Origin of the sequence: Streptomyces sp. NBC_01750 (genome assembly GCF_035918095.1) — a bacterium.
Lineage (GTDB): Bacteria > Actinomycetota > Actinomycetes > Streptomycetales > Streptomycetaceae > Streptomyces.
Window position 1 is genome coordinate 5544958 of the sequence record NZ_CP109137.1, and the last position, 11786, is coordinate 5556743.

Genomic DNA, 11786 nt, shown 5'->3' on the forward strand with positions numbered 1-11786 from the left:
GGGCGGAGCCCCAACAGGAGCCCCGGCCTTTGAGGCACGGGGTCCGCGGCGCGGGTGCCCGGTGCGGGGGCCCAGGGGTCACCCGAGCGCCACCCGCTTCAGGCGCCGCGCCCTCCGCACCATCCGGCGTACCGTCGCGTTGCGCGGCACCGGAATGCCTCCCGGCAGCCCGAGCACCGTCAGCCTGCGGCGCTTGAAGTAGCGCCAGGTGCGGTTGTTGAGGTTGCGTCCGAGATAGCTCTCCGCCGCCGCCCGCAGATCCGGCCGCAGCTGCGGCTGCATCGCGAAGCCGACCGCGCTGACCAGACCGGTCAGTGTCTCGTCGGCCTCCTTGGGCGCACCGGCCGCGCCGTCGGCGAGATCCGGCAGCAGCGCGTCGACGATCGTCACCGGCACCCGGTTGCTGTTCTGGTACGGCGTGAGCCGGTCGAGGAGCGACTGAGTGCCGATCCGGGCCACGGGAATGCCGTAGAACGTGCTCGCCGTGAGGAGCGCGGTCGAGAAGCAGCCGGCCACCAGCGCGGGCCGAAGCCGGCGGTAGAGCACTTCGGCGATCAACGGCCGGTCCAGGACCGTCAGTTCGGCGTCCAGAGCCGCCGCCTCGCGCTCCAGCGTGCGTGTCCAGGAGGCGGGCGCGGTGGGGTGCGGCTTGAAGACGATCCGGCGGTGGCCCAGCGCGACCGCGCCCCGCACCATCCGGACGTGAAGGGCTTCTTCCTCCGCGGGCGTGATGATGCCCAGCGCCGCCAGATACTGGCCCAGCAGCAGCGCCGGGCCCTCGCCCTCGGCGGACACCGCGTCGGACGCGGGATCCGTCACGCCGTCGGAGAGCTCGGCGACCACCTTGACGAAGGCCTCCGTCGGAACGATCCGCGGCTCGGCCCCGAACTCCACCAGCAGCAGCGGCTTCAGGCCCGGCACCAGATCCAGATGGAACAGCCTGCGTACGCGCTCGCCCACCAGCGGGTCGATCTTGTTGCGGGTGGGGCCGTAGCTCATCAGGCCGTCGGCGTAGACATCGAGCGCCGCGTCCGGGAAGAGCTGCGCGACCGCGAGCGCCGGGTTGACCTGGATGGACTCGACGGCCAGCTCGATCCGGTCGTCGCCGAGGTCCCACAGCAGCCGCAGATGGCGTTCCCACAGCGGCGCGTCGTCCGGCCGCGGGGCCCAGCCGCCCGGGTGGAAGGGGGAGATGGCCTCGTTCCAGGAGAGCACGCCGTCGAAGCGCCCGCGCAGCCGCTCGAAGCCCGGCATCTCGTCCAGCGCCGGCGAGGTCTCCGGCGTCGTGGCGTTGTTGGCGACCAGCAGCAGCCGCCGGTCCGCGGGCGCGAAGCAGCCGCTGTCCAGCGCTGCGGCCAGCGTGGCGGCCCCGTACAGCGAGGACGCGAGGAAGATCTGGGTCGTACGCATCAGGCCGCGGCCTCCGCGGAAACCGGGGCGAGGCGGCGGCGCAGCCTGCGCAGACGTGACGCACGCTCGGTGTCCATCGAGTCGAGCGCGTCCTTCAGAATTTCCTGCGGCATCCGCCTCAGCGCCGCCGCACTCATCGCACGCAATTTCCGCGCCACAGGTGGTTCGAACCTCTCTACTGATCCCAAGTGGTGGGAAATAACCGCGCAGTACGTGCGTACGGCTTTCGGCAGCAGTCGTTCGGAATCCGGATCCTTCGCCGTTTCTTCGAGCACCTGGTCGAACGCGCGAATGAAATCGAGCTGCCGGATGTCGCCGATCTGAGTGAGTGATGAAGCCACTCCGCGCCGGTAGAAGATTCCGAGCCGGCTGACCGCCGCGAAGGATTCCGCCTCGCGGTGCAGCCGCCAGATCCACGGCCGGTCCTCGGCGGTGCGCAGCCCGTGCGTGAAGTGCAGCAGCCCGCGCTCCGCGAGCCGCCGGTGGTACATCCCGGCCCAGGCGAACGGGTAGTCGACGCCGGTGGAGCGGTCGGCCGGCAGGATCGCGTCGCGGGGCCGCAGCACCTCGCCGCGCCGGCCGACCGGGACGCGATGGACCGTACGGGCCCTGGCCGTGCACTGCACATGGTCCGTACGGACGAAGTCGCAGCCCAGGTCCTCGATGGCGGCGAGCAGCTGCTCGAAGTGGCCGGGGGCCAGCCAGTCGTCGCCGTCGAGGAAGGCGAGGTACTCCCCGGTCGCGGCGTCGAGGCCGGTGTTGCGTGCGGTGGCGAGTCCGCCGTTCTGTTCATGTCTGATCAGGCGAGCCCCCGGAACCTCGCGCTCCGCGCGCTCGAGGATCTCCGGTGTCCCGTCCGTCGAACAGTCGTCGACAAGCAGGAACTCGAAGTCCTCACGGGCGTTCGCCTGGAGGCTTCTGAGGGTGTCGGGCGCGTATGTCTGCACGTTGTAGAACGGCACGATGACGGAGAGCTTAACCACCCGCGTGACGCTAGGGCCGACACCCGGCATTCGTACTGACGCCGGGAGAGATGGCAGGTGAACGCAGAGCGGCGACTTTGTTAACCAGGTTGATTCAGGGGCCCTATCGCCAACCGTAGACGCGCTGTTAACCAGCTGTTGCGGTCCAGTTGGGCCGTCAAACGGAATGCCTTTCTAACGTCCTCGGCGTGCCATCAAGTACCAGCGAGGCCGTACGGGTCGCCGTACTCGCCGACTCCGACACCCGGTGGAAATGGGGCGCCCTCACCGCGCGCCGTATCGCCGCGCAGGGCGTCCCGCGCGACTCATTGGGTTCCGCCGGCCCACGGGATTCGGCCGACGCCGTCGATTGTGCTGACTCCGTCGAGCTGAGCGGCTTTCTGCTGCGCGGCCGGGCCACCCCGACGGCCCGCCAGCTCGCCGAGGTCGGTGTGCGCGCCGACGAACTGCGCGAGGTGACCGGGCACGAGTTCCTGCGGGCGATGAACGACGAGCAGTACGACGTGGTCGTACTCGCCCTCGTCGGTGGCGCGGTCCAGGCCATGCTGCACGGACTGGCCGCGCTCCGGCTGCCCCGCCGGCCCGTCGTCGTCACCGGCTATGTCGGCGTCGTCTACGAGAAGCTCGCCGACGGACTGCTGCTGCGGCACGGCGCGGACGTCGTCCTCGCCAACTCCCGTCACGACGCGGACCGCTTCCGCGCGGTGTACGAGGGAGTGGGCGCCGACCCCTCGTCCGTCACCGAGGCCGCGCTGCCCTTCCTCGGCGGCGCGCCCCACGAGGCACGGAACGGGCGCGACACCGTCGTCTTCGCCGCCCAGCCCTCGGTGCCCGAATCCCGCGCCGACCGCACCTATCTGCTGCGCCGCCTGGTCGAGCACGCCCGCCTCCACCCGAGCCGCGAGGTGCTGCTGAAGCTGCGCTCCAGGCCGGGCGAGCACACCACGCACCTCGAAGAACTCCCTTACCAGAAGCTCGCCGACAAGCTGCCGGGCGGACTGCCGCCCAACTTCAAGCTGGTCTACGGGCACATGGGCGACGTCCTCGACCGCACCGACCTGCTGGTCACCGTCTCCTCCACCGCCGCCCTCGAATCGCTGCACCGGAGCATCCCCACCGCGGTCCTCACCGACCTCGGTGTGCGCGAGGCGCTCGGCAACCACCACTTCCTCGGATCCGGGTTGCTGACCTCCTGGAACCGGCTCGACGGCGGACACCGCCCCGCGCCCGACGCCGACTGGCTCGCCCGGCAGGGCGTGGCCGCGGACGGCGCGTACGACACCGCCTTCGACGCGGCCCGCAAGCGCGTCGCCGAGCTGCTGCAGAGCTCCGGACTCCCGCCGCTCGCGCCGTACTACACGTCCGCCACCGCGCCGGGCTATCTGCCCGGCATCCTCGCCCGCCACCACCTCGGCCCCGACGGCACTCCGCTGCCGGGCGCGGCCCCGGCCACCGAGATCACCGGCGTACGGCGTGTGGTGCGCGAGGCGGTACGGAACGCGGCGCGCGGCGCGTACCGCCACGGCGTGCAGCGCGTCGCCCCGATCATCCGCCGGATGGGCGAGCTGTGACCGCGCGTCCCTGCGCCTCACCTCAACTCCCGTACTCAGGAGCTCAGATGACCGTACTCGCCGTGATCCCCGCCCGTGGCGGCTCCAAGGGCGTCCCGGCCAAGAACCTGGCCCCCGTGGGCGGAGTGCCGCTCGTCGCGCGCGCCGTGCGCGAGAGCCTCGCCGCACCGCACGTCACCGATGTCGTGGTCTCCACGGACGACGGGGACATCGCGGAGGCGGCCCGGCACGCGGGCGCCCAGGTGGTGCTGAGGCCGGCCGCGATCGCGGGGGACACCGCGACCAGCGAGGCGGCGGTGCTGCACGCGATGGACGCGTACGAGGCGATGCACGGCACGCAGGTGGACGTGGTCCTGCTCATCCAGTGCACCAGCCCGTTCCTGGCGCGCGAAGACGTCGAGGGTGTGGCGGCGGCGGTGCTCGAAGGCGGCGCGGACAGCGCGGTGACCGTCGCCCCCTTCCACGGCTTCGTCTGGCGCGAGCAGGACGGCGAGGTCGAGCAGAGCACTGCCGCGGCCATCGGCGCCCAGCGCGTCGGCGGCTCCACCGCGCTGCTCGTCGACACCGGCCGGACCTCCGGCTACGGCGTCAACCACGACGCGTCCTTCCGGCCGCGCCGCCAGGACCGGCCGCAGGACTTCCTGGAGACCGGGGCCGCGTACGCCATGTCCGCCACCGGATTCCGCGAGGCCGGCCACCGGTTCTTCGGCCGCACCGCGCTCGTGAGGACCGACCCCGCGCGCGTCCTGGAGGTCGACGACCCGCACGAGCTGGCCAGGGCCCGGGCGCTGGCGCCCCTCCTCGACACCCCCGCGCTGCCCACCCGTGAGGACATCGACGCCGTCGTGCTCGACTTCGACGGCACCCAGACCGACGACCGCGTGCTCATCGACTCCGACGGGCGCGAGATCGTCGCCGTGCACCGCGGCGACGGACTGGGCATCGCCCACCTGCGCACGTCGGGCCTGGAACTGCTGATCCTGTCCACCGAGCGGAACCCGGTCGTCGCCGCCCGCGCCCACAAACTGCAGGTCCCCGTCCTGCACGGCATCGACCGCAAGGACCTCGCACTGAAGCAGTGGTGCGAGGAGCGGGGGATCGCGCCGGAGCGGGTGCTCTACGTCGGCAACGACGTCAACGATCTTCCGTGCTTCCACCTCGTCGGCTGGCCCGTGGCCGTCGCGAGTGCGCACGGTTCCGTACGCGCGGCAGCGCGTGCCGTCACCACCAGGCCCGGCGGCGAGGGGGCGATCCGCGAGATCGCCGCCTGGCTCCTCGGCCCGACGCTCAACACCCCTGAAATCACCCCTGAAAACACCTCTCAAGAGACCACCGACACCCCTGCCACCCCCCACAACTCCCCCGAGAAGTAAGGAACCACCCCTCATGAGCACGTCCCGTCTGCGCACCCTCGGCACCAAGACCGCGGGCCCCGGTCACCCCGTCTACGTCACGGGTGAGATCGGCATCAACCACAACGGCGACCTGCACAACGCCTTCGCGCTCATCGACGCCGCCGCAGACGCCGGCTGTGACGCGGTCAAGTTCCAGAAGCGCACCCCCGAGATCTGCACCCCGCGCGACCAGTGGGACATCGAGCGCGACACCCCCTGGGGCCGGATGACATACATCGACTACCGCCACCGCGTGGAGTTCGGCGAGGACGAGTACCGCAAGATCGACGAGCACTGCAAGAAGCGCGGTATCGACTGGTTCGCATCGCCGTGGGACACCGAGGCCGTCGCCTTCCTGGAGAAGTTCGACGTCCCCGCCCACAAGGTGGCCTCCGCTTCGCTGACCGACGACGAGCTGCTGCGCTCCCTGCGCGCCACCGGCAAGACGGTCATCCTCTCCACCGGCATGTCCACGCCGAAGCAGATCCGGCACGCGGTGGAGGTGCTCGGCAGCGACAACATCCTGCTCTGCCACGCCACCTCGACATACCCGGCGAAGGCCGAGGAGCTCAACCTCACCGTCATCAACACCCTCCAGGCCGAGTTCCCGAATGTCCCGATCGGCTACAGCGGCCACGAGACCGGCCTGCAGACCACCCTCGCCGCGGTCGCGCTCGGCGCCGCCTTCGTCGAGCGCCACATCACTCTCGACCGCGCCATGTGGGGCTCCGACCAGGCGGCCTCCGTCGAGCCGGGCGGTCTGCAGCGCCTGGTCCGCGACATCCGCACCATCGAGACGGCGCTCGGCGACGGCGTCAAGAAGGTCTACGAGTCGGAGCTCGCCCCGATGAAGAAGCTGCGCCGGGTCGCGGGCGTCGTCGCCGAGGCCGGCGACCGTGAGCCGGCCGCGGTCTGACATGCCTGCCGCCGTGCTCTGCCTTCCCAGGACCCGAGGCCCCCGAAATCCGCTCCGTGGCGGGCTCCGGGACTTCGGGTCGCACAAGCAGGCCGGCCGTCAGGCCGGCCCGGCATCACGAGGTGAACTTCAGTGAATCTCGCCTTCGTCGAGAGTCCGGTACAGCTCCTGAACGTCCTGGAGTGGGCCCACGCACGGCCGGGTGCGCCGCAGACACTGAGCGGTGTCCCGGCACAGCCGGGCGGTCGTGCGGGGACGGGCCGGACCGGGTTGCCGGGGGCAGGGCCGCACAGAGGAGCCACCGACCTCACCGTCGTCGTTCTGTCGCCGACCGACCCCATGTCGCGGGGCCAGCTGCGCCGGATGGCGGAGCTGGCCCGCGACGAGGGATACGCGGTGCGCTGGCAGGAGGCGCGCGGCAGGGCGGGTGCGCCGCTGAAGACGCTGCGCGAGCTGGGCCCGATGCTGCACCGCGCCGAGCGCATCGTCATCGGGGACCCGTTCTCCCGGTACGTACAGCTGCTGCTGACCCTCGTCCGCAGCAAGGATCTGACCGTGGTCGACGACGGCACGGCCACCATGGAGTTCGTCGCGCAGCTGGCACACGGCGAGAAGCTGGTGCGCTGGCACCGGCGCGGCAGGAGGGGCCCCCGCGAACTGGTCCTCGCGCCGGTCACCTTCCTGGCGCGGCGCCGGCTCACCCCGTCCAGAACCCGCAACGTCGAGGTGTTCACCTCGATGCCGGTCGAGCCGCCGCCCGGCGTCACGGTCACGGCCAACCGGTTCGCCTGGACCCGCTCCCGCTTCGGCCCGCCCAGGATCACCCGGGGCGCGGACCTCGTCGGCACGTCTCTCGTGGAGACGGGCGTCGTCGACCCGGACCAGTATGTGGAGGCCGTCCGCGCCCTGGCCCGTACCCACGGCGCCACCCGCTACTTCGCGCACCGCCGCGAGAGCTCGGAGAAACTCCACCGCCTCGCCGTCGAGACCGGCCTGGAGATCGTCCGCCCGGACCTGCCGCTGGAACTGATCGCCCGCCGCGGCCCCATCGGCGGCATGGTCCTCAGTTTCCCGTCCACCGTGGTCCACACGCTCCCGCTCGCCCTCGCGGGCACGGGGATCAAGGTCGCGGTCTGCGACATCGCCCCGGGGTGGCTCAGGGACGGCGCGTCCCCGCGGGCCCAGGGATTCCTGGCGGGGGTGACGGGGACGGCCCGGGATGTGCACCGGCTGCCCGCTCCGGCGTGAGCGGGCCGGCACCGTGACTCGGCCGGCACCGTGACTCGGCCGGCGCCGTGACTCCGCACCGGCACCGTGACTCCCTTGGCGGAGAGCGGTTGCATGTCCTGGATGCCTCCAAGTAGAGGACAATTGGCTGCAACTGGTTCGTCACGGAGTGAGCCTCGGATCGCGGAAAATCCATGGCTCTTCGGGGATCGCCGGTCGACTTCCGGTCGAGAAGAGAAGTGAGCTTACCCACATGAGTGGACAACCATGCACCTCGCGGCCATCTTTCCTTACCCTATCGGGCTGATCTTTCGTTGATCGGTGGTCGGTCGGGGCATGCCTGGGCCTACTCTTCAACAGGTGAACCAACTGATGTCCCGCGAGTCCGAAGCCGAACAGCCCGGCGAGGCCGTACCGGCCGGCACGCTGTCCGAGTCCTTGCGCGCTGAACTGGTCGAGTTCCGCCGCGACTTGCATATGCACCCGGAGCTCGGCAACCAGGAGTTCCGTACCACCGCCGTGCTCAAGGCCCGCCTCGAGCAGGCCGGCCTCGAGCCCCGGGTGCTCGCCACGGGTACCGGACTCATGTGTGACATCGGCTCCTGGGACGGCGTACGTCCCCTGTTCGCGATCCGCGCCGACATCGACGCCCTGCCCATCCCGGACACCAAGGCCGGCGTGCCCTACCGCTCCACCGTCCCGGACCGGGCGCACGCCTGCGGGCACGATGTGCACACGACCACCGTCCTGGGTGCGGGGCTCGTCCTCGCCGAGCTCGACCGGCAGGGGCTGCTTCCGCAGCCGGTCCGGCTGATCTTCCAGCCCGCCGAGGAGGTGCTGCCCGGTGGCGCGTCCGACGCCATCGAGTCCGGCGTACTGGACGGCGTCGGCAAGATCATCGCCGTGCACTGCGACCCCAAGGTCGACGCCGGAGTCATCGGCCTGCGGCCGGGCCCCATCACCTCCGCCTGCGACCGGCTCGAGATCACCCTCGACGGCCCCGGCGGCCACACCGCCCGCCCGCATCTGACCACCGATCTGGTCACCGCCGTCGCGAAGGTCGCCACCGAGGTTCCGGCCCTGCTCGCCCGCCGGGTCGACGCCCGCTCCGGGCTCGCCGTCACCTGGGGCCGTATCGAGGCCGGTCACGCCTGCAATGTCATCCCGCAGCACGCCGAACTGTCCGGCACCGTGCGCTGCCTCGATCTGCCCGGCTGGCGCGCCGCCCCCGACCTGGTGCATGCCGCGATCGACGAGATCGCGACGCTGCACCGGGCCAAGTCGCAGATCAACTACATCCGTGGAGTCCCGCCGGTGGTCAACGACCCCGTCGTGACCGAGCTGCTGCGGGACGCGCAGACCGCGCGCAGGGGACCGTACGCCGTGGAGGACACCGAGCAGAGCCTGGGCGGCGAGGACTTCTCCTGGTATCTGGAGCACGTCCCGGGCGCGATGGCGCGGCTGGGCGTCCGGACGCCCGGTGACACCGCCCGGCACGATCTGCACCGCGGGGACTTCGACGTCGACGAGCGTGCCATCGAGGTCGGCGTGGAGCTGTTCACGGCTGCGGCCCTTATCGACGGGCTCCCCGCCTAGGCAGAGGGACGCCGCCCGGCCTGGAAGCAAGGCCGGGCGGCGTCGACGCGGTTTTCAGTCCACGTACGCGACGCTGACCTTGAGGATCCCGACGTTCGGGTTGTCGGAGCACTTCGCAGCAGAGGTCTGCTCGCTTCGCCGAGGCGGTCCCCAGACGATCCGCTGGCTTCCGCGGGGGTCGACACAGGTGACTTTCACCCGATGAATGCTCGTCGGCCTCCGGCCTTTGCACCAGGCGTAGCCGGTGTACGGAGCGCTGTTGGACTTCCAGAGGTTGCACTGGGGCGCCTGAGCGTCCGACTCACCGGCGGACGCGGTGGGTGCCACCGTCAGCGATCCGGCCGCGATCACAAAGCCGAGCGCGCCGGTGACGAGTGTCTTCCTCATGCGCCACTCCCTCATATGCGGTAGACGTTGGCGCCGACCTTGTAGATGCCGACGTTCGGGTTGTCCGAACACTTCGCGCTCGAGGTCTGGCCGTTGCCGGCGCCCTTGCCGTATACGGTCCACTGGTGTCCGCGAGGGTCGATACAGATGAGCTTCACCTGATGGCGCTCGACCAGTGGCAGCATCCCCGTGCAGTTGGAGTAGCCCCGCCAGGGCGCCGTGTTGGACTTCCAGGTGTTGCACGCGGCGTGCTGGGTACTTGACTCTCCGGCGGAGGCGCTCGGTGCCATCATCAGCGATCCGGTTACTACCGCTAAGGCGACAGCGGAAATTACTGACTTCCTGTCCACGATTCTCCTGTTCACGAAATAGGCAGCGCAAGCAACGGGCTGCCTCCCGAATTTTGATTTCCTGCGCGAACACTCAGTGATCGAAGGCGAACCCGACCTTGTAGATGCCGACGTTCGGATTGTCTGAGCACTTCGCGGTGGACGTCTGCGCGTTCTTCTTCCACGGGCCGTACACGAGCCATTGTGAGCCGCGGGGGTCGATGCAGGTGAGCTTCACTCGGAACTTGTCGCTCCAGCCCATTCCGCTGCAGTACGCAGAGCCAGTGTATGGAGGCCTGTTCGACTTCCAGGCGTTGCAGTCGCCGAGTTGCGCGCTCGCGGAGGCGCCGGGCGCGAGCACGAGTGCACCGGCCGTGAGCGCGAGCGTGACACCGGAGATAATGGAGGCTCTCTTATTCATGGCTCCCCCTGTCCATGACGAATGATGATTCACGCACGGGTAATCACTGAAAAGTCGAACTGTCTCCGGAATGTCCGATTTGACAGCTGCCGCTGCCTTGCTTCCAGATGTGGACAGATCTGAGAATTAGCCCCGTTGACGTGATCGCGTGGTCGTTCGATTTCTATCAGTGAATTCGCAGGCGGGGCAAGCGGGTTCGGGAAGTGTCCTGTAGCCAAGAAAGTGGATGACTGAATTCCATTCCCTCGGATGCTGGCGAGCGGGTCGTTACTCGGATATCGACACGCCGAACCGCTGTGCACGCTCCGTGTTGAGCTCGCTACCCTATGTTGAGTGGGTGGCTTGTTCGCGACGATCCGATAACGACTGATGAACGTGTCTTTAACTGACATCTACGCGCGTTACGATCGCCCCGAAATCAGCGCCGGAAGTGGCGCTTCGGCCAGTCCTGAAGGGACCCTCCTCGTGCGCCGGGTATCCAAGATCACCGCCGCGTGTGCTGTCACCGCGGCTCTCGCTCTCACCGCCACCGCCTGCGGCGAGTCGTCCACCGAGTCGACCAGCTCGGGCAAGGACACGCTGAAGATCGGCATGGCCTTCGATGTCGGCGGCCGTGGCGACAACTCCTTCAACGACTCCGCAGCCCGCGGTCTCGACAAGGCCAAGGCCGAGTTCAATGCCGAGACCAAGGAGCTCACCGCCAAGAACGGGGAGACCCCCGCCGACCGTGAGCAGCGGCTCGCCTCGCTTGCCGAGGGCGGCTACAACCCCGTCATCGGCGTCGGCTTCGCGTACAAGGACGCGATCGACGCGGTCTCCGCCAAGTACCCGAAGACCAACTTTGGCCTGATCGACTCCGTCTCCGACCAGAAGAACGTCGACTCGATCGTCTTCACCGAGGAGCAGGGCTCCTACCTCGCCGGTGTTGCTGCCGCCCTCAAGTCCAAGGACGGCAAGGTCGGCTTCATCGGTGGTGTCGATCTCCCGCTGATCAAGAAGTTCGCGGCGGGCTTCGAGCAGGGTGTCAAGGACACCAACCCGAAGGCCTCCGTGCAGATCCAGTACCTCACCACCGGTACGGACCTCTCCGGTTTCGGTGCCCCCGACAAGGGCAAGGCTGCCGCCAAGGGCATGCTCGACAAGGGCATCGACGTCATCTATGCGGCGGCGGGCGGATCCGGTGCGGGCTCCATCGAGGCCGTGGCGTCCCAGCCGGGCGCCTGGTCGATCGGCGTGGACTCGGACCAGGCCAAGGACCCGGCCCTGAAGAAGTACGCCTCGACGATCATGACCTCGGTCGTCAAGAACGTCGACACCGGCGTCTTCGACTTGGTCAAGTCCGTCAAGGACGGCAAGCCCCTGACCGGCGTGCATGCGTACTCGCTCGCCGAGAGCGGCGTCAGTCTGACCACCACCGGTGGCCACATCGATGACATCAAGAGCAAGCTCGACGAGGCCAAGAAGAAGATCGTGGACGGCACCATCAAGGTGAAGACCACTACCTGATCCATCGTGTGATCGGGGCCCGGCGAGCGGCTTCGGCTGTCTCTCC

General features: G+C 69.4%; 11 protein-coding genes. 6 read left to right on the forward strand and 5 right to left on the reverse strand.

Going from position 1 to position 11786, the window contains the following annotated elements:
- Positions 1-78 precede the first annotated feature (78 nt).
- Entirely contained in the window at positions 79-1410 is a 1332-nt protein-coding gene (locus OG966_RS25265) for a polysialyltransferase family glycosyltransferase (protein ID WP_326652126.1), read from the reverse strand.
- Positions 1410-2393 (reverse strand): glycosyltransferase family 2 protein, encoded by a 984-nt coding sequence (locus OG966_RS25270; protein WP_326652127.1) that lies wholly within the window; start codon positions 2391-2393, stop codon positions 1410-1412. The genes OG966_RS25265 and OG966_RS25270 overlap by 1 nt, the downstream gene beginning before the upstream one ends.
- A 188-nt stretch (positions 2394-2581) precedes the next feature.
- Between OG966_RS25270 and OG966_RS25275 the strand changes: the two genes are divergently transcribed.
- The 5 genes from OG966_RS25275 (at position 2582) to OG966_RS25295 (ending at position 9097) form a co-directional block, all read left to right on the forward strand.
- Positions 2582-3964 (forward strand): DUF6716 putative glycosyltransferase, encoded by a 1383-nt coding sequence (locus tag OG966_RS25275; protein WP_326652128.1) that lies wholly within the window; start codon positions 2582-2584, stop codon positions 3962-3964.
- A gap of 47 nt (positions 3965-4011) precedes the next feature.
- Positions 4012-5337, forward strand: coding sequence for an acylneuraminate cytidylyltransferase (locus OG966_RS25280; RefSeq protein ID WP_326652130.1), 1326 nt, complete (start codon positions 4012-4014; stop codon positions 5335-5337).
- 13 nt (positions 5338-5350) lie between these two features.
- On the forward strand, positions 5351-6274 hold the full coding sequence (locus tag OG966_RS25285) for an N-acetylneuraminate synthase family protein (protein WP_326652131.1): 924 nt from the start codon (positions 5351-5353) through the stop codon (positions 6272-6274).
- Positions 6275-6406: 132 nt separating this feature from the next.
- Positions 6407-7522, forward strand: coding sequence for a hypothetical protein (locus tag OG966_RS25290; protein WP_326652132.1), 1116 nt, complete (start codon positions 6407-6409; stop codon positions 7520-7522).
- Between the two features lie 351 nt (positions 7523-7873).
- On the forward strand, positions 7874-9097 hold the full coding sequence (locus OG966_RS25295; protein WP_326655359.1) for an amidohydrolase: 1224 nt from the start codon (positions 7874-7876) through the stop codon (positions 9095-9097).
- Between the two features lie 54 nt (positions 9098-9151).
- Here the strand turns inward: OG966_RS25295 and OG966_RS25300 are convergent, their stop codons facing one another.
- The 3 genes from OG966_RS25300 to OG966_RS25310 form a co-directional block, all read right to left on the reverse strand.
- Positions 9152-9484, reverse strand: coding sequence for a hypothetical protein (locus tag OG966_RS25300; RefSeq protein ID WP_326652133.1), 333 nt, complete (start codon positions 9482-9484; stop codon positions 9152-9154).
- 11 nt (positions 9485-9495) lie between these two features.
- Entirely contained in the window at positions 9496-9777 is a 282-nt protein-coding gene (locus OG966_RS25305; RefSeq protein ID WP_326652134.1) for a hypothetical protein, read from the reverse strand.
- A gap of 130 nt (positions 9778-9907) precedes the next feature.
- Positions 9908-10234 (reverse strand): hypothetical protein, encoded by a 327-nt coding sequence (locus tag OG966_RS25310; RefSeq protein ID WP_326652135.1) that lies wholly within the window; start codon positions 10232-10234, stop codon positions 9908-9910.
- A 465-nt stretch (positions 10235-10699) separates the two neighbouring features.
- Between OG966_RS25310 and OG966_RS25315 the strand changes: the two genes are divergently transcribed.
- Positions 10700-11740, forward strand: coding sequence for a BMP family lipoprotein (locus tag OG966_RS25315; protein ID WP_326652137.1), 1041 nt, complete (start codon positions 10700-10702; stop codon positions 11738-11740).
- Positions 11741-11786 lie beyond the last annotated feature (46 nt).